This window comes from Sphingomonas sp. SDUR79 (genome assembly GCF_056821745.1).
On the sequence record NZ_JBPDIN010000001.1, the window covers coordinates 2395272 to 2413640 of the forward strand.

At 68.0% G+C, this 18369-nt stretch carries 12 protein-coding genes; 5 read left to right on the forward strand and 7 right to left on the reverse strand.

Annotated features, from left to right (window positions below; genetic code table 11):
* Positions 1-4: 4 nt before the first annotated feature.
* Positions 5-1384, forward strand: coding sequence for a UdgX family uracil-DNA binding protein (locus ACRYLO_RS11975; RefSeq protein WP_482660366.1), 1380 nt, complete (start codon positions 5-7; stop codon positions 1382-1384).
* A 173-nt stretch (positions 1385-1557) separates the two neighbouring features.
* Here ACRYLO_RS11975 and ACRYLO_RS11980 read toward each other — a convergent pair whose 3' ends face one another.
* On the reverse strand, positions 1558-2076 hold the full coding sequence (locus ACRYLO_RS11980; protein WP_482660367.1) for a YceD family protein: 519 nt from the start codon (positions 2074-2076) through the stop codon (positions 1558-1560).
* Positions 2073-2594: a ubiquinol-cytochrome C chaperone family protein gene (locus ACRYLO_RS11985; RefSeq protein ID WP_482660368.1), complete on the reverse strand. Its 522-nt coding sequence runs from the start codon at positions 2592-2594 to the stop codon at positions 2073-2075. The genes ACRYLO_RS11980 and ACRYLO_RS11985 overlap by 4 nt, the downstream gene beginning before the upstream one ends.
* Before the next feature lie 112 nt (positions 2595-2706).
* Here ACRYLO_RS11985 and ACRYLO_RS11990 point away from each other — a divergent pair, with 112 nt between their 5' ends.
* Together ACRYLO_RS11990 and ACRYLO_RS11995 are read left to right on the forward strand one after the other, a co-directional pair.
* On the forward strand, positions 2707-3180 hold the full coding sequence (locus ACRYLO_RS11990) for an outer membrane protein assembly factor BamE (RefSeq protein ID WP_482660369.1): 474 nt from the start codon (positions 2707-2709) through the stop codon (positions 3178-3180).
* 103 nt (positions 3181-3283) lie between these two features.
* On the forward strand, positions 3284-3799 hold the full coding sequence (locus ACRYLO_RS11995; protein WP_482660370.1) for an RcnB family protein: 516 nt from the start codon (positions 3284-3286) through the stop codon (positions 3797-3799).
* Between the two features lie 252 nt (positions 3800-4051).
* On the opposite strand, the gene pbpC is transcribed toward ACRYLO_RS11995, so the two are convergent.
* Both pbpC and ACRYLO_RS12005 read right to left on the reverse strand, forming a co-directional pair.
* Positions 4052-6127, reverse strand: coding sequence for a penicillin-binding protein 1C (pbpC, locus tag ACRYLO_RS12000; RefSeq protein WP_482661736.1), 2076 nt, complete (start codon positions 6125-6127; stop codon positions 4052-4054).
* Between the two features lie 251 nt (positions 6128-6378).
* A complete protein-coding gene (locus ACRYLO_RS12005; RefSeq protein ID WP_482660371.1) occupies positions 6379-12135 on the reverse strand; it encodes an alpha-2-macroglobulin family protein in 5757 nt (1918 codons plus the stop codon).
* Positions 12136-12313: 178 nt separating this feature from the next.
* Here ACRYLO_RS12005 and ACRYLO_RS12010 point away from each other — a divergent pair, with 178 nt between their 5' ends.
* A complete protein-coding gene (locus tag ACRYLO_RS12010; protein WP_482660372.1) occupies positions 12314-12862 on the forward strand; it encodes an outer membrane protein in 549 nt (182 codons plus the stop codon).
* A gap of 325 nt (positions 12863-13187) precedes the next feature.
* Here the strand turns inward: ACRYLO_RS12010 and phbB are convergent, their stop codons facing one another.
* Genes phbB through ACRYLO_RS12025 form a run of 3 tightly spaced genes read right to left on the reverse strand, consistent with a single transcriptional unit; the run spans position 13188 to position 17169 of the window.
* Positions 13188-13910, reverse strand: a complete 723-nt coding sequence (phbB, locus tag ACRYLO_RS12015; RefSeq protein ID WP_482660373.1) for an acetoacetyl-CoA reductase — start codon at positions 13908-13910, stop codon at positions 13188-13190.
* A 29-nt stretch (positions 13911-13939) separates the two neighbouring features.
* Positions 13940-14944: a ferrochelatase gene (hemH, locus tag ACRYLO_RS12020; RefSeq protein ID WP_482660374.1), complete on the reverse strand. Its 1005-nt coding sequence runs from the start codon at positions 14942-14944 to the stop codon at positions 13940-13942.
* A complete protein-coding gene (locus ACRYLO_RS12025) occupies positions 14944-17169 on the reverse strand; it encodes a xanthine dehydrogenase family protein molybdopterin-binding subunit (RefSeq protein ID WP_482660375.1) in 2226 nt (741 codons plus the stop codon). The genes hemH and ACRYLO_RS12025 overlap by 1 nt, the downstream gene beginning before the upstream one ends.
* Before the next feature lie 259 nt (positions 17170-17428).
* On the opposite strand from ACRYLO_RS12025, the gene lgt reads away from it, so the two are divergent.
* Positions 17429-18319 carry a prolipoprotein diacylglyceryl transferase gene (lgt, locus tag ACRYLO_RS12030; RefSeq protein ID WP_482660376.1) on the forward strand — a complete coding sequence of 297 codons (891 nt, stop codon included), beginning with the start codon at positions 17429-17431 and terminating at the stop codon, positions 18317-18319.
* The last annotated feature ends 50 nt before the right edge of the window (positions 18320-18369 follow it).

Below are 18369 nucleotides of genomic sequence, written 5' to 3' on the forward strand. Positions count from 1 at the left end.
ACCGATGCGCGTAGTAGCTCTAAGCTCACAGGATGATTTCGAAGGCTGGCGCGACGCCGCGCGCAGCCTTGCAGCCGCCCGCATCGATCCGTCGGAGGTCGTATGGCAGGTTGGCGACCAGCCCGCCGACCTGTTCGGCAACGAAGCCGTCCTCCCCGCCGCCGCGCCCGAACTGCGCGTCTCGCGCCGCTTCGTCAGCCTCGCGCACGAGGCGATCCTGCACAGCGACCCCGAGCGTTTCGCGCTGCTCTACACGCTGCTGACTCGCGTGATCGCGCGGCCGGGCAGCATCGAGGACAAGGCCGACCCCCTACTCCGCCGCCTCGACGACATGGCCAAATCGGTGCGCCGCGACATCCACAAGATGCGCGCCTTCCTGCGCTTCCGCGAAGTCGCCGACGACACCGGCCCCCGCTTCATCGCCTGGTTCGAGCCGGATCATCACATCGTCCGCACCAATGCCCGCTTCTTCGTCGACCGCTTCCACACCATGCGCTGGTCGATTCTCACGCCCGAACTGACCCTGCACTGGGACGGCGAAACGCTCAGCGAAGGTCCCGGCGCCAGCAAGGCCGACGCGCCGCAGGACGATCCGGTCGAGGCGGTGTGGAAGACCTATTACGCGTCGATCTTCAATCCCGCCCGGCTCAAGACCGGCGCGATGCTCAAGGAAATGCCGCGCAAATACTGGAAAAACATGCCCGAAACCGCGTTGGTGGCAGAGCTGATCAAGGGCGCCCGCGCCCGCGAACTGGCAATGGTGGAGACGGCGCGGATGACCGGCCCCGGCGACAATGCGACCAAGGCTTGGGCCGCGCTGCGCGACGAGGCAATGGCCTGCACTCGCTGCCACCTCTACAAACATGCGACTCAGACCGTGTTCGGCGAAGGCCCGGTCGACGCGCCGCTGATGCTGATCGGCGAACAGCCCGGCGACCAGGAGGACATCGCCGGCCGCCCGTTCGTCGGCCCGGCCGGGCAGTTGCTCGACGATGCGCTGGCGCAGGCGGGGATCGACCGCTCCGCCATCTATCTCACCAACGCGGTCAAGCATTTCAAGTTCGAACCGCGGGGCAAGCGGCGTATCCATTCAACCCCCGACGCGGGAGAGATCAGCGCCTGTCGCTGGTGGGTCGAACAGGAAATGCTGATCGTGCGGCCAAAGGTCGTCATCGCCCTCGGCGCCACCGCCGCGCGCTCCCTGCTCGGCAAGGCCGTCACCATCTCGCGCGAACGCGGCCGCGCGATTCCCCTCGATTCGGGCGCGGAGGCGTGGATCACCGTCCATCCCAGCTATCTGCTGCGCCTGCCCGATCCGGATGCCAAGGCGGCACAGCACGCCGCCTTCATCGCCGACCTGCGCACTGCAGCGGCGCGGCTTTAGGCGTAGCGCGGGTATAATCCTCCCCCGCCAGGGGGGGGTGGCGCCGAAGGCGACGGAGGGGGAGGACGGCTGTGTCCTATAGCCTCTCGCCAGCGTGCTTCCTCCCCCTCCGTCACGCTACGCGTGCCACCTCCCCCTTGCGGGGGAGGATTGGAGAGTCACCGCCCTATGCCTTAATCCAGCTGCTTCTTGAGCTTCGCCAGCGCCGCGAACGGGCCGGTCTCATCCTCGCCCAGCACCCCGGCATCGCGCAGCGCCGCGTCCGCGCCCGCACTGCGCGGGAACGGGTCAAGCGCCAGCGCCAACGTCTCCGCCGCCGCTTCGCCCAGGTCGATCGCACCGCCGGAGTAGAACACGGTATCGCAATCCTCCCCCGACAGTTCGACCTCGTCGCCTTCGGGCGTGCCGTCGGGGACGAAGCGGATCGCGAAATCCTCCTCAACCTGCGCCGGAACCCGGTCGCCGGTGACGCTGCACGGCTGTACCACCGCGCCCGACAGATGCCCGCGTGCGACCACGCCGGTCGCGTCGCGATGCACCGTCATCACCGCGTCGAGCCGGTCGATCGCGATCAGCGCGAATCGCTTGGCCAGCGCCGCGCGCTCCCCGGCATCGGCGGAAATCTCGATGCGATGCTCGCCCTTGCCGATCGCATCCAGCCGTTGCGGCCGCGAAAATTCCGGCGCGATCACGCCAGCCGCCCCGCCAGCAAATCGCTGTGCGACACCCCCGCCAGCCCATCGTACAGCGCCCGCAGTCCGTCCGCCGCATGCGCCAGCGCCGCGTCGCCCGGATGCTCGCCACGATACAGGTTGCGCAACAGCGCGTCGGAAAACGCGCTCGGCGCGACCCCATCCGCCAGCGCATCGCGATACGCCCCGATCCGCCCGCCGAGCAGCGCCATCATCTTGCCGATCCCCTTGCCGACCACGACGTCGCCGATCCCGATCTGGCGCAGCTGCCCGTCCATGTCGTCGACGAAACACTCGGTCAGCCGCGCGGTCGTCTCGGCCGCCTCTGCATCATGCTCGATCCGCAGCATCACCATCGCCAGCACGCTCGCGATCATGTCGAACCGGCCATTCACTGTATCGGGCACCGCGCCCGCCTCATACCAATGCGGTTCGCGCCCGCGCGCAACAACCGCCTGATACAGTTCAGCCGCCGGGTTCTCCGCCTTGCGCCCGGTCAGCCTGTCCCACAATCGCATCGTCTCACTCCAATGTCTCTCGGCGCTTGTTTGCCGGAGCCGCCCCGCATATTGAGGGGAACGGCACGCGATGCAATGCGTGGCCTGTGCCCGTCTGGGGAGAGTGAGTTTGATGAAGTCCGCCCGTATCCTGACCGTCGCGCTCTGCGGCACGATTCTGCTCGGCACCAGTGCCTGTGTGAAGCCGCTGCGGGGGTATCAGGGCTATGTGGTCGATGCCGACCTGGTCAACTCGGTCCAGCCCGGCGTGGACAATCGCGAATCGGTCCTGCAGACGCTGGGCAAGCCGACGCTGACCAGCCAGTTCAACGAAGGCGAATGGTATTATGTCGGGCGCCAGACCCGCAACTTCGCCTTCAACAATCCCACCGCGAAGGAACAGACGACGCTGCGCATCCGCTTCGACGCGGCCGGCAACGTCACCGAAGTGACGCGCACCGGCGCGGAGCAGATCGCGTCGATCAATCCGTCCAACGAAAAGACCCCGACGCTGGGCCGCAAGCGCGGCTTCTTCGAGGATCTGTTCGGCAATATCGGCACGGTCGGCGCGCCCGGCACCGGCGGCGGCCCGGGCGAAGGGCCCTGATCCTCCTTTCATTCGGCTGAATCGCGCGTTCCCGCATCGTTCAGTCGGCGGGTCCTACTTTCCTCTCATGCCCAACAACCGGGCCGAGTCGAAGGAGGACGTAATGAGGAAATTCATCGCAACCGCGCTGATCGCCGCTGTCGCCATGCCGGTCATGGTTCCGGCCGCCAGCGCCCAGTCGCAGCGCGAAGTGCGCCGCGAGCGCCAGGACCTGCGTGAGGAACAGCGCGAGCTGCGCGACGCCCGCCGCTATGGCGACCGCCGTGATGTCCGCCGCGAACGGCGTGACGTGCGCGAAGAGCGCCGCGAATATCGCGACGCCGTTCGGGACCGCAACCGCCGCTGGGGCGACAATGACTGGCGCACCTATCGCGGTTCGAATCGCGGCGTCTATGCCCGGGGCAACTGGCGTGCGCCGTTCCGCTATCAGGGTTTCCGCGCCGGCGTGCGCATTGCGCCGACCTATTATGGCAGCCGCTATTTCATCAGCGACCCATGGCGCTATCGCCTGCCCCCGGCCGGCCGTTACCAGCGCTGGGTGCGTCACTATGACGACGTGCTGCTGGTCGACACCCGTCGCGGCGTCGTGGTCCGGGTCTATCGCAACTTCTACTGGTAACGTGCAGGGTTGGATTCAGCTGCGCTGAATCGCGGTGCCGGCCCGCTCCCCCGCCCGACCACCCATTCCAGAATATCCTGTCGATGGGTGGCCGGGCGGGGGAGCGGGCCGGCACCGCCACCGTTTCAGCTTTGCTGAAACAAACTCACAAAATGGCCGCGCCGACGGATACGCTGTCGGCGCGGCCTAGACTCGTTCCGGCCCAGAAAGGGTAAGGGACCGGATGCGACAACGCACCGATTCCGCTTTGGTTCAGCGGACGGTAAACATCACCTGATCGACCACCCGACCCCCCGGCGCCACCAGCCGCAATTGATGCCGTCCCGGCCCCGCCAGCACCAGCGGACGCGCATCGGCAGCGCCCAGATCGCGCCCGTCGAGCAGCAGCCGGTGGCCGATCATCTCCCCTGATACGCTGATCGCCATGCGTTGCCGCGCGATCGGGATATCCGGGTCGAGCGCATAGACGCTGCCCGCGACCGGGCTGACGATGCGCGGCCGCCGCGCCACCGCCGGTGCCGCCGCGACGCTGGTCATGCCGGTCCCGACGAGGAAAAACTCCCGACGCGGCTGTTCGATATTGCCGCCAAAGCTGATCCGCCGCTCCTCGATCCCCTCGGGTCGCTCCGGCGCGCGCCCGGGCCGGTCGGCATGCAGCGCCATCATCACGTCGCGCCATACTGGCGCCGCGCCGCTGGTCCCCGACACCGCGCGCATCGGATCGCCCTCCAGGTTCCCGACCCACACGCCGACCGTGTAGCGGTCGGAAAAGCCGATGCACCAATTGTCGCGCATCGCCTTTGACGTCCCCGTCTTCACCGCCGCCCAGAATGGCAGGCGCAGCGCCGAATCCATGCCAAAGGTCGATGCACGCGCCGCCGGGTCGGCAAGCATGTCGCCCACCAGCCAGGCCGCTTGTGGCGTAGTCGTCACGCGATCCGCCTCCGCCTTGGCCTCCGCCTCGACCCGCAGCGGCGACCACCGCCCCCCGCGCGCCAGGCTGCGATAGGCCGCAACCTGCTCGACCAGCGTCACCTCCGCCGACCCCAGCGCCAGGCTGAACCCGTAATAATCGCCGCTTTCGGTCAGCCCGCGATAGCCGCTGTCCCACAGCCGGTCGCGAAACGCCTCCACCCCGGTCAGGATCAGCGTTCGCACCGCCGGCACGTTGAGCGATCCTGCCAGCGCCGATCGCGCGCTGACCGGGCCCTTGAATGCGCGGTCGTAATTCTGCGGCACATACAGGCCCGACGCGGTGTCGAGCTGCACCGGGCTGTCATCCAGGATCGATGCCGGGGTCAGATACCCCTTCTCGATCGCCTGCGCATAGAGGAACGGCTTGAGCGTCGATCCCGCCTGCCGATAGCTCGCCGCGCCATCGACCGAGGGTGCGGTCGACGCCCCGCCGATCCCGCCGACCCAGGCCAGGATCTCCCCGGTCGCATTGTCCGCAACGATCACCGCCCCGTCACGCGCGCGCGTACCTCCCAGCCCCACCAGCTGCCGCCGCAGCGCCCGGATCGCGACGCGCTGCACATCCAGGTCGATGGTGGTCTTCACCCGCAACCCCGGCTGGGTCAGCATCCGGTTGGACAGATGCATGGCGAGGCCGGGATCGAGCGTCAGGCTGCGCGCCGGGCCGAGCATCGACGCCGCCGCCCCGGCAAAGCGGCTGCAATCATCGTCGCGCGACAGCGCGCACGCCCGCCGCGCAACGCTGTCCGCCCCCGCCGACGGATCGGGCAGCAATGCCGCGAGCAGCAGTCCGTCATCCCGGGTCAGCGCATCGGGCGTCTTGCCGAACAGCCCCAAAGCCGCCGCGCCGATCCCCTGCGCCTCTCCGCGAAACCCGGCAAGGTTCAGATACGCCTCAAGGATCGCGTCCTTGCTCCACCCGCGCTCCAGCGCCGCCCCTGCGCGCATCTGGCGCAGCTTGTCCACGAACCCGCGCGATCCCGGCGCGGCCAGATCGGGCGCCAGATAGGCCGCGACCTGCATCGACAGCGTCGATGCACCGCGCGCGCGCTTGCCCTCAAGTCTGTCGCGGATCGACCCCGCGACCGCCCACCAATCGACTCCGTCATGGTCGCGAAACCGGCGATCCTCGGCGTTCGCAATGGCCTCGACCGCCTCGGGCGCGATCTTGTCGAGCGGCGTCCATGCCAGCCGCCGCGCCTGAAAATCGACCCGCGAGCTGTCGAGCAGCCGCCCCTCACGGTCATACAGCCACGCCTCGGACGGCTTCCACCCGGCGACGGTCGCGCGATGCGAGGGCAGCGGCGGCGGCAGCGTCGCCCAGTCGACCGCGACATGCACCCCGGCGAGCATCAGGATCGCCGCGACGGCAATGCGCGGCCCGGTCCACCACGCGCGATGCGTCGCGGCTTCGAGGCGGGCCCAGAGGCCGCCGACGCGCTCGATCAGGGACTGAAGAAACGCCAACGCCACTACCCGTCACCCCCGCGAAAGCGGGGGCCCATCTCCCGGACTATCCAAAACCGCGCCGATGCGGTTGCCGCACACGCTGGAGATAGGCCCCCGTTTTCGCGGGGGTGACGATCGAGAGGCCGAAGCACCCATCACCGCTGCGCCACCACCATCGGCTGGTTCGGCACCGCCGCGCGGATTTCCGGCGAATACATCGCCTCGACCCGGCTCGGCGGCAGCTGCAAGCGGCCCGCCGCGTTCAGCCGCATCGCATAGCTCACTGTATGCGTACCGCGCGGCATCCATGCGAAGTAACCGCGCCACGCATCGCGCCCGCGCTCGACATAGCTGGTCCCACCGCTGCTGGTCCCTTCGGCCAGCATCTCCGATTGTCCGCCCAGCGACCCGATCACCGTCGCACCCGCCGGCACCGGATCGCTGATCACCACCCAGTTGCGATCCGCGCTCGCCTCGACCGTCAGCGTCACCTTGAGCACGTCGCCGCGCGTCAGCACGCCCTTGGTCTTGGCCTGCACCACCTCGACCGTGCGGGTCAGCTTGTAGCCGGCGTTGAGCGGCTGGGTCAGCGGCACCGCCGCCTTGACCTGCACGCTCGCCCACGGCCCCGCCCCGCCCGACTGAGCGAGAACCAGCGGCGTCTGCCGCGCGGGCAGCGCGAACAACAGGCTGCGCTGCGCCTCGGCCAGCGGCCAGCTGCGCGTCACCGTCTGCGTGCCGATCGTCGCCGTCGTGATCCCCGCAACTTGCGCCGCCGGGTAGACGCCTTCGAACTTGCGCGCGGCGATCACGCCCCAGGCATTGGCGGTGGTCGTGTCCCAATGGCCGCGTTGCTGGCGCAGCGCCGCGCCGACCATCATCTTCGGCCCTTCGCCCTGGAACGCCGGACGACCCAGCGTCGCAACCAGCGCCTTGAGCACCGATTCATCGCCCGACGCCATCAGCCACCACGGCGTATTGCCCTTGTCGGACAGGTCGATCCGCGTCCCTTCATAGACCAGCCGGGTCTTGAGCACGCCCTCCGCCGCCGCGCGCAGCTGCGCACCATTGGCAAGCCCGGGCACGCGGCCCAACGCCGCGATATAATCGGCCAGCGTCGATGTCGGCATGTCCGCAGGCGTGATGCCCAGCTGTCCCAGCATCGCCGCCGACGCCGCGCCCTGCCGCGCCAGCGCCGCGAACGCCGCGACCTTCTGCAGTCGCACATCGCCATAGTCATCATGCCGCAGCCGCCCGTCGAGCACCGCCTTCAGCGCCTCGATCATCCGACCGCGCGACGCTTCGGGGATCGGCAGCCCGGCTTCGGCCGTGATCGACAGGATATAGCTGGTCAGCGCCTCCGACCCGCGCAGGTTCTCCGACGGGAAGTATCGCAGCAACCCGTCGCGATCGAGATAGACCGGCAGCTCGCCCGCCAACCGGTTCCACGCGCCCATATCGCCCAGCACCACCGCCTGCGACGTGCGCTGCTCGAAACAGCCATAGGGGTATGCCGCCATATAATCGCGCACGCCCTGCAACGGCGGCACCAGAGTCTGCGTCAGCCGCACCGTCACGCTGCCGACACCCGGCAGTGCCCCCGCGGGCGGCGCAATCGATATCGGCCCGCCTTCGCCCACGCGCGCAAGCGTCGCGGCCCAGGTTTCGACCGGCACCGCCGGCGCAATATCCTGCACCACCGTCACCGCATCGACCGCCTTGCCCGACTCGTCGCGCGCACTGACCTTCCACTGGAGCTTGTCGAAGCCCTTGGGCGCGGTCAGGTTCCACGCGATCGGCACCGCGCCTCCGGCTGGAATCTCGACCGTCAGATCGCGGCCCTGCGCCACCTTGGGCGACAGCTCGACCTTCGCCGTCACCTTCATCGGCTTGTCGGAGCCATTGCGCAGCGTGAACCCGGCCGAGAAGAAGTCGCCATCGCGCACCAGCGGCGGAATCCCGGCAAAGATGCTCAGATCCTGCGCCGTCCGCACCGCCGTCTCGCCCATGCCGAACGTCTGGCCATCATTACCGACCGCCACCGCGACCAGCTTGAACGCGGTCAGCGCATCGCTCAGCGGCACATCGACCTGCGCGCGGCCCTGCGCATCGAGCGGCACCGTGCCGCGCCACAACAGCACCGGCTGGAAATTCTCGCGGTTCAGCGCCGACAGATCGCCGCCGCCACCGCCGCCCGCCGCCACCGCCTTGCGCCCATAATGGCGCTTGCCGACCACCTGCGTCTGCGCGGTGGACGTCAGCACCGACAGTGGCCGCTCACCCATCATCGCCTTGAGCACATCCAGGCTCTCGTTCGGGGCAAGCTGCAACAGCGCCTCATCGACCGCGACGAACGCGACATCGGCCTTGGGCGCGACACTGCCATCGGGGTTCTTGACCTGCAGCGACACCTTGGCGGTGTCACGTGCGGCATAGCGTTCCTTGTCCGCCTTGACGGTCACGCCCATGCGGTGACCTTCCCAGCCGACCTTGATCTTGGCGATGCCCATGCGGAAGCTCGGCTTGGCCAGATCGACCAATGCCGTGGGCTTGGCCCCCTCGCGCGAGAAGAAGGGCAGGTTCCAGCGCCGCGCCAGATCGGCCCACCACAATTTCCACCCGCCGACACGCCCGCGCACCGCCATTACCGACACGAATACATCGGGGGCATAAACGCCCTTCAGCGGCACCTCGACCACCGGATTGTCGCCCGACAATGTGGTGACAAAGCTCGACAGCACGCCCTCGCGCTCGACCGTCACCAGCGCGGTCGCCTCACGGAACGGCATGCGCACCTGGAAGCGCGCGGTGTCGGTGGACTTGTATTCCTGCGCCTCGGCGATCACGTCCATGCGGTCGCCATTGTCGCCGCCGAACCACCAGTCATCCTCGCCCGCCAGCCACACCGACGTCGTCGCACGCGCCACATTGCCTGCGCTGTCGGTGGTCGTCGCCACGACATGCACCTCGCCCGACACGCCCGGGTCGATCGAACATTGCGCCAGGCCAAGTGCGTCGGTCTTCGCCGAACAGGACGCACCGATCTTCGTCGTGCGCATGTTGTTTTCGTACGCGTAGAAGCCGCCGATCAGCCGCCGCCGCGCGGTCAGGATTTCGCGGCTGTACACCGCGACCTGAACCTTCTGCCCCTTCAACGGCTTGCCCTGCGGATCAAGCGCGACGAAGCGCAGCCGCAGGTCGTCCTCTTTCATCAACCAGCCATCGGTCTTGATGCCCAGCTGTACGGACGCACCGAACAAGGTGATGCCGCGCGATGCCGTCAGCACCTCGCCATTGGCGTCCTGATAATCCATCTCGACCCGCATCCGGCTGGTACCGGTCAGCGTCTGCGGGATCTCGACGCTGGTCCGCGCAGTGCCATCGGCGCCGAGCGTGACGGGGAGCGTCTGCATCGGCGGCAGGTCGGTTGAATCCTCCTCCTCGCCATCGCCGTTGAGCGGCTTGGTCCCCTCCTCGATCGCGCGCCCGCCGAACGTGTAGCCGTCCCAGCCATCGGGCGTATCGCTCTCGTCATAATAGCCGATGCGCAATTCGACCGGCAGGTTCGACGCCCCGCCCCCCGACAGATATCCGACGAACAGGTCGAGCGGCAGCGTCTTGGGCCGAACCGCAGCTTCCTTCGGCCCGGCGACCGACGCCTTCATCGTCGGCAGCTTATACTCGTCGACCTTGATCGACTGGCTGGTCCAGACCGTCTCCTCGCCGCCCTTGCCGTCGCTCTTCACGAATTGCAGGTTATAGTCGCCCATCGGCGCACCCTGCGGCACGTTCCACTGCGTTTCGCCACTGCCCATGGCGCTGATCGCCACCGGCAGCTCGAACTGCGTGTCCGATCCGCTGTGCGACAGGCGCAACTTGCCGCTGAAGCCTTCGGGGAAGACAAAGCCGTTGGCGACCGGACGGCGCAAAATATGCTTCATGTTGACGCTCTCGCCCTGGCGAACCAGCGCGCGGTCGAACACGGTATGGACGATGTCGCTTGCGGCCTCATAGCCATAGCGCAGGTCAAAGTCATACGGCCGGATGCCCTCGCCCCACGCGGTCAGCGTAAAGCTCATGTCATCGCCCTTGCGCGCCGACACCATCAGCGGCGGCGATGAACCCTCCTCGCACCCGCCCCAACTTTGCGGCTCGGGAATCCCCGGGGCGACCGTCAGGCGGCCATATTGGTCAGTCTTGCCGGTGGCGAGCGATCGGCCCGAACAGCTGTCGGTGACGCGCACATCGGCGCCGCCCACCGGCTTGCCGCTATCGAGCGCGGTGACCCACACCAGCGAGCCCTCACGCCCCCATTTGAAGTGCACCGCCATGTTGGTGACCAGCGCACCCGCCGCCACGTAACGCGGCGCATCGCGGCCGAGCAGCGCCTTGCCCAATTGCGGCGATGCCAGCTCGACGACATAGAATCCGGGCTTGCCCAGCGGGATGCCGACGACCTCAAACTCCTTGCCCTTGCCCGGCAGCGCGATCGGCTGCAGCGCGGCACCGACATTGCCGGTCAGGATCGACTTGGCGCCGGTCTGGTTGATCGTAACCGTCTCGGTCCCGCGCTTGACCTCGTCGCTCTTATAGTCGTCGGCGTCGTCGATGGTGCGCAGCCATTTGGCGATCACCCCGTCCGACGCTTCGACGCGCAGCTGCTGGCCCGCAACGGTCAGCCCCTTGCCCTGCAGCGAGGGTTCGACATTGCGCACCGTGACGGGCAGCACGCCGCCCTCCTGCGCCTCGATGATGCCGAACGGTGCGGCAAACTTCACCAGCGGCGGCGCTTCGTCGAAGCGCACCTCCAGCGGGAAGCGCTGGCCGTTGGACAGCGCGCGCCCGCTCTCGTCCTTCAGTCCCTCGGGCAGCACCAGCTTGGCGGTGGTGGACGCGGGCAAAGGCCCCGCAAACTTGATGTCGCTGATCGTATTGGCGCGCTTGTCCTCGTCGCTCAGCGCCGGGACCAGCTGCTTGCCATCGGGCAGGGTGATGCGGATCGCCTCGGCCTGTTCGCGCGGGATGCGCGCGGTAAAGCGGACATACGCCTCCTTGACCGGGTTGCATCCGGCCTGCGGGTTGACCCGCGAACATTCGAAGCGCGCCTCGAACGGCTTGCGCACGGTGAAATCGAAGCGCTGGTCGGCACCCGCGGTCTTGCCGCCCGCACCCGCCACGCCCGCACCCCACACCAGCGAGACGTCACGCCCCGGCGGCAACGGTCGCCCGCATTTCAGCGCGACCACATTGGACAGAACCTTGGCCCGATCTTCCGCCTTCTCCGGCAGCGCCTCGGCCATCCCGGCTTCGCTCAGGAAATTGCGCACTTCCCAGCGCTTGGGGTTCAGGTCCTGCAGCAACTTGCCCGGCACGTCCTCGGCCAGCAGCTCGACCGGAATCTTCTCGCCAATGCCCTCGACCGCGCAATAGGCGTTGCCCGCGACCGACTGGCGCGTCGCGGGCATGTTGGTGCCGATCAGGAAGACCTGATCCTCCTCGATCTCCCCGCCCCAGCGCTGCGGCAGCATTGCCTTGACCGTCGGCCCACCGGCATCGATCGTAAACTCGCGCTTGCCCGCCACGGCAAAGCCGGCAACGCTCTTCAACTTCTGTTCCAGCGCGACGGTACAGGTCGTCCCACCCGGCAGCGGGCTCGCAAATTCCCAGACATAGGTCTGCTGATCGACCCAGCGCCCCTCGCCGCCGACCGCGCACGTCACCTTGATCGGGGATGCGGCGCGCGGATCGCCCAGCGGCACCATCGGCTGGCTGAAGCGCACCGTGTAGCGCTCGATCGCGCCATCACCCATGCCGGGCGTGGCCAGTACGACCTGCGGACTCGAATCGCCCCAGGCGGCAATCGGCGTCAACGCCAGTGCCAGAACTGCGGCGGCGCGTGCGAGCTGCTTCATCGAACCTCTTCCCCCAAAGGCGATGCGCGCGACCCTACGCCCCTCGCTGCCGGAGTCCAGTGTCAGCACGGCGATCTTCTCAGTTTCTGTCAGTGGTTCGGACGCGGCCGCTCCAGCACATCGAAGCCACCGCGGCACGACGCCGCGTCGACATTCGAAGTTGCAAGGAACGCATGACATGAAAAAGATCGCTCTGGCCCTCGCCGCCGCCCTCGCCGCCGCCCTCGCCACCGTCGCCACCCCCGCGCTGGCCCAGGACACCGAAGATTTCAGCGGTGCCAAGGCAACCGTGATCACCGGCTATGACGTGGTCGATCTCAACACGCCCGGCGTGCGCAACCCCGACGGCCTGATCTATGGCCTGGGCCTTGGCTATGACGTGCAAAAGGGCAGCACAGTGTTCGGGGTCGAGGCCGAAGTGTCCGACTCGACCGCCCGACTCAAGGCCGGCGCCGCCACCGTCGCCGAAACCAGCCGCGACCTCTATATCGGCGGCCGCGTCGGCGTGGTGGCCGGCAAGACGCTGATCTACGCCAAGGCGGGCTATTCCAACTTCCGCCTGCTCACGGTCGCCGGCAACGGCAACGCCGACGGCTTCCGCCTCGGCGCGGGCGTCGAGCACAAGCTGGGCGAGAAGGTCTTCGCCAAGGTCGAATATCGCTACACCGACTATGAAGCCGGCATGACCCGCCATCAGGGGGTTGCGGGGATCGGGTTGCGGTTCTGATTGGACTGCAATGAACAAAGGGGCGGTTCCCGGTTGGGGACCGCTCCTCAATCAATCCTCCCCCGCCAGGGGGAGGTGGCGCCGAAGGCGACGGAGGGGGAGGACGGCTGCGCCGTCGATCGTCGTGCTTCCTCCCCCTCCGCCAGCTACGCTGGCACCTCCCCCTGGCGGGGGAGGATAAAGGGAGGATGCGGTCAGCACGGGCAAAGCCCGTGCTTGGCGTCGGACGGCTCCGCATACGCGGCCCCGCCGTCCGTGCCGGGTCGTGCGCGATGGGCACCGGCGCCGTCCCCCGGCTTGCGCCGGGGCGACGCGCCTCGACCCGTCAGTACATATGCTGGCCGCCATTGATCGACAGCGTCGACCCGGTCACGAACCCGCCGTCCTCCGAACACAGGAACGCCACGGCCCGCGCAATTTCCTTCGCCTGGCCCAGCCGTCCGACCGGAATCTTGGCGACAATCTTCTCCAGCACTTCGGCCGGAACTGCCGCGACCATGTCGGTATCGATATAGCCCGGCGCGATCGCGTTGACCGTCACCCCGGCGCGCGCGCCTTCCTGCGCCAGCGCCTTGGTAAAGCCATGGATGCCGCTCTTTGCTGCAGCATAATTGACCTGGCCGTACTGGCCCGCCTGACCGTTGATCGACCCGATATTGACGATGCGGCCCCATTTGCGGTCGCGCATGCCCGGGAACACGCCCTTGGCCATGTTGAAGCAACCGCCAAGGTTGGTGTCCATGACCTCTTTCCACATCTGGTAGGTCATTTTGAGGATCGTGCCATCGCGCGTGATGCCCGCATTGTTGACCAGCACATCGACCGGCCCCAGCGCCGCCTCGACCTCCGCAACCCCCGCCTGGCACGCGTCATAGTCCGACACGTCCCATTTGAACGCCGCGATCCCCGTGCGCTCGGTAAACTCCGCCGCGCGCTGGTCGTTGCCCGCATAATTGGCGGCAACGGTCATCCCCATGTCCTTGAGCGCGACGCTGATCGCCTCGCCAATCCCGCGCGTGCCGCCCGTAACGATCGCTACCCGTGCCATAATCTCTCCTAAACCGATTTCGGCAAAGGCTAGGGAAGGTCGGCCCAACCCGCAAGTTCAGATGCGACAATGCTGCGCAACATCGCGATGCCCGGAGCGCTGTCGTTGAGGCACGACAGATAGGCGAAATGCGTGCCCCCCGCTTCCTCGAAACTCTCCCGCCCGCGGATCGCCAGCTCCTCCAGCGTCTCGAGGCAGTCGGCGGAAAAGCCCGGCGCGACGATCGCGATCTTCTTCACGCCCTTGCCCGGAAGCGCCTCCAGCACCGTATCGGTCGCCGGCTCCAGCCACTTGGCCCGCCCGAAGCGCGACTGGAACGTCACCGTCAGCTCACGCCCCAGCGCCTCGCCCAGCAGCCGCGCGGTCTTGCGGCAATGGCAGTGATAGGGGTCACCCAGCTCCAGCGTCCGCTGCGGCATCCCGTGAAAGCTCGCCAGCACCGCATCCGGCTCGAAATCGAGCGCGGCCAGCTGCGTCCGCACCGATTGCGCCAGCGCCGCAATGTAGCGCGGATCGTCAAAATAGGGCGGCAGCGTGCGCAGCGCGGGCTGCCAGCGCATCGCCGCCAGCGTCTCGAACGCCTTGTCCACCACCGTCGCGCTCGTCGCCGCGCAATATTGCGGGTAGAGCGGCGCGATCAGGATGCGCTCGCACCCGGCATCCTTCATCGCCTTCAGCTTCGCCGGGATCGACGGATTGCCATAGCGCATCGCCCAGTCGACCGTGATCTCCGGCCACGCCGCCTGCAACGCCACCGCCTGCCGCTTCGTAATCGCAGCGAGCGGCGAGCCGTCATCGGTCCACACCTGTTGATAGGCATGCGCCGACTTGGCCGGGCGCGTGCGCAGGATGATGCCGCGCAGGATCGGCTGCCAGATCAGCGCCGGGATCTCGACCACGCGCCGATCCGACAGAAACTCGCCCAGATAGCGCCGCACCGCACCCGCATCGGGCGCGTCGGGCGTGCCGAGATTGACCAGCAGCACGCCGATCCGCCGCGGCGCAACCGCGGGATGGCCTTGCGGTAACAGCATCATTCGCCTCCGGGAATCAGGGGAAGTTGCCGCAAGCGCACGCCGGTCGCAGCATGGATCGCGTTCGCAATGGCGGGCGCGACCGGCGGCACCGCCAGCTCGCTCACCCCGCCGGGATCGGCCTCGCTCGCGATCAGTTCGATCATGATCTCGGGCGTATCGGCGAGGCGCGGCAGGTCAAGATCGGCGAACCCGCGCGCCTCGGCCATGTTGCCGGTAAAGCCAGTCGTGACGCCCAGCGCCCCGGCCATGCCGAAAATCAGCCCGCCCTCGATCTGTTGCTGCACCACATCGGGGTTGACCACGCGCCCGCAATCGACCGCCGCAACGATGCGATCGACCTTGATGCGCTGGTCGCCGCCGACCGACGCCTCGACCATCACCGCGATGTACGACCCGCGAAAGGCATGGCACGCCAGCCCCTGCCCGCTGCCGGCAAGCCCGCCCTGCCAGCCACCCAGCGTCGCGACGGTGGACAGGCACCGCGCCAGTCGCGGCTCGCCGCCCAGCATCGCGATGCGGAAACTATGCGCCTCGATCTGCGCGACATGCGCCAGTTCGTCGATGAAGCTCTCGGTAAAGAACGCCGTCGCGCCATGCGATCCGGACCGCCAGTAGCCGGTCGGCAGGCCGATCTCGGCGGGATGATGATCGACCGCCAGATTGGCGATGCGATAGGGCGGCCGCGCCCCCGCCACCGCCGCCGGATCGCCGCTGCCCGCCAGTGCCAGCCCCGCCGCAATCGCGCTGTCCCCGCCCATCAGCCGCGCCGCCAGCTCATGCCCGCTCGCCGGTGCCGCAATCTTCGCGAGCCACCCCGCCACCGCACCATTGCTGCCCAGCCGCGCGGTCATCCGTGCAGCGGCCGGCGCGCGATAGCGGTCGTGCAGACACGTCTCGCCGCGCGACCAGGTCAGCTGCACCGGCTTGCCCACCTCACGCGCGATCAGCGCCACCTGCTGCGCGACCGCATGCTCCAGATTCTGCCCGAACGATCCCCCGGCGAACACCGGATGGATGACGACATTGCTTTCGCTCATGCCCAACACATCCGCGACCGCCGCGCGGGCAAGGCCGGGGGCCTGCGTCGCCATCCAGATGCGACAGCGCCCATCGGCAAAGCTCGCCGTCGCCGCCATCGGCTCGATCGCGGCGTGCAGCGCCACCCCGACGCGATACTCGGCCGTCACCACGCGCGCGCCCTTGAACGTTGCGGACAGGTCGCCCGCCGACTCGATCCGGGTGCCATCGCCATTCAGCGCGGCATCGAGCGCCGCCTGGATCGACGCGCTGTCGACCTTGGTCGCGACCTCGAACCGCGGCTTCATCGCATCAAGCGCGCGCTGCGCCGCCCAGCTGTTGTTCGCCACCGCCGCGACCCAGCGCTCATTCTTCACAATGTGCAGCATGCCCGGCACGCCGCGCGCCGCCGCCTCGTCCAGCGCATAGAGCTTCACCGTGCCGACCGGCCCCTGCCGGATCGCGGCGAACACCATGTCGGGCAGGCGAATGTCGGCGGCGAAATTCGCGCTGCCGGTGACCTTGCCCGGCGCGTCCAGTCGCGGCACCGGCTCGCCCATCAACCGCGCGCCATCGCCCTCGCGCAGCGGCAGATCGGCCGGCACCGTTTCGCCCGCCGCCTCGACCGCCAACTCGCCAAAGCCGATCTTCTGCTTGTCATGCACGACAAAGCCGTTCGCGGTATCGCACGCGGTCCATTCGACGCCCCAGCGCCGCGCCGCCGCCTGACACAGCATCGCCCGCGCTGCCGCTCCGGCCTCGCGCAGCGGCTCGGCAAACTGGCGCATCGATGTCGACGCGCCGGTCAGCACCAGTGCAGTGCGCTGCGCATGGGTGGCGCGCAACCGCTCGGGCAGTACGCCGGGGAACAGCTCCCCCGCCGCCATCGCATTGGCGTAAAGCGGGCTCAACGGCGCCTGCTCGACCCCCACCCGACGCCAGTCCGCGCCCAATTCATCGGCAACGATCTGCGGCAGCGTCGTGAACACGCCCTGCCCATATTCGCATTGCGGCACCGCAACTGTCACCTGCCCGTCCGGCGCGATCTTCAGCCACGCCCCGAACGCCGCCTCACCCTCGCGCACCGGCAGATTTGGCAGATAGGTGCGCGGCCACGCCGCCCATGCGACGATCAGCCCGATCCCCGCACCGCCACCGATCAGCAGCGTGCGCCGGTCGATCCCCTTGAAACCCTTCCGCTCCATCCCCGCCGCTCTAGCGGGGCGGATACCGCTGCGCCACTCCCCAATCCTCCCCCGCAAGGGGGAGGTGGCGTCCCGGACTTGTTCCGGGACGACGGAGGGGGAGGAACGGAGTGACCTCGACCGTCGTGCTTCCTCCCCCTCCGTCACGCTACGCGTGCCACCTCCCCCTGGCGGGGGAGGATTAACGCACCCCCCATCCCCCTTGGCCCCGCCGTCATATCCCGATAGGACAGCGCCGAACTCCCGGGGAGCCCGACACGTGATCCTGACCGCCGCCGCGCAAGCGACATCCCATATCCAGTTCAGCGACCTCGGCCTGCATTCGGTCGCGCTCGATCTGAGCTTCTTCAAGCTCAAATGGTATTCGCTCGCCTATATCGCGGGCATCCTGGTCGGCTGGTGGTATCTGCTCAAATTGCTGGCCCAGCCGGGTGCGCCGATGGCGCGCCGCCACGCCGACGACATGGTGTTCTATGCCACCATCGGCATCATCGTCGGCGGCCGGCTCGGCTATGTGATCTTCTACCAGCCCGCCCTGTTCCTCGAACCGCTCAAGCTGGTGCAATTGTGGGAGGGCGGCATGTCCTTCCATGGCGGCACGATCGGCGTGATGCTCGCGATCCTGTGGCTGTGCCGCAAGGAGCAGCTCAACTGGCTCCGCGTCCACGATTATGTCGCCTGCTGCGTCCCGTTCGGCCTGTTCTTCGGGCGCATCGCCAATTTCGTGAATGGCGAACTTTGGGGGCATCCCACCACCGTGCCCTGGGGCATCGTCCACGACATGAACGACCGTCAGCAGCTCACCGGCGAAACCTTCGCCCGCCACCCCAGCCAGCTGTACGAGGCGGGCCTCGAGGGTCTGCTCGTCGGCATCATCCTGTGGTTCCTGTTCTGGAAGACCGACGCGCGGTATCAGCCGGGCAAGCTCGTCGGCACCTTCATCCTCGGCTACGGCCTGTCGCGCTGGTTCGTCGAATTCTTCCGCGAACATGACGCGCAGTTCAACGACACGATCTTCGCCACGCCCGGCCTGCATATGGGCCAGCTGCTGACGCTCCCGATGATCTTCGGCGGCATCTATCTGATCGCCACCGCCAAGAAGCGGCGTGAGCGGGTCGAGCCGTTCGCGGGCGACCAGACCATTGCGTAAAACGCCCCTTCCGTTGCGGGAGGGAAACCAAAATCTCCCCTCCCGCTTGC

Coding starts and splice junctions, on each gene's coding strand:
- ACRYLO_RS11975 (WP_482660366.1), top strand. CDS start 5: ATGCGCGTAGTAGCTCTAAGCTCACAGGATGATTTCGAAGGCTGGCGC.
- ACRYLO_RS11985 (WP_482660368.1), bottom strand. CDS start 2,594: ATGCGATTGTGGGACAGGCTGACCGGGCGCAAGGCGGAGAACCCGGCG.
- ACRYLO_RS11990 (WP_482660369.1), top strand. CDS start 2,707: ATGAAGTCCGCCCGTATCCTGACCGTCGCGCTCTGCGGCACGATTCTG.
- ACRYLO_RS11995 (WP_482660370.1), top strand. CDS start 3,284: ATGAGGAAATTCATCGCAACCGCGCTGATCGCCGCTGTCGCCATGCCG.
- pbpC (WP_482661736.1), bottom strand. CDS start 6,127: ATGCTCGCCGGGGTGCATGTCGCGGTCGACTGGGCGACGCTGCCGCCG.
- ACRYLO_RS12005 (WP_482660371.1), bottom strand. CDS start 12,135: ATGAAGCAGCTCGCACGCGCCGCCGCAGTTCTGGCACTGGCGTTGACG.
- ACRYLO_RS12010 (WP_482660372.1), top strand. CDS start 12,314: ATGAAAAAGATCGCTCTGGCCCTCGCCGCCGCCCTCGCCGCCGCCCTC.
- phbB (WP_482660373.1), bottom strand. CDS start 13,910: ATGGCACGGGTAGCGATCGTTACGGGCGGCACGCGCGGGATTGGCGAG.
- hemH (WP_482660374.1), bottom strand. CDS start 14,944: ATGCTGTTACCGCAAGGCCATCCCGCGGTTGCGCCGCGGCGGATCGGC.
- ACRYLO_RS12025 (WP_482660375.1), bottom strand. CDS start 17,169: ATGGAGCGGAAGGGTTTCAAGGGGATCGACCGGCGCACGCTGCTGATC.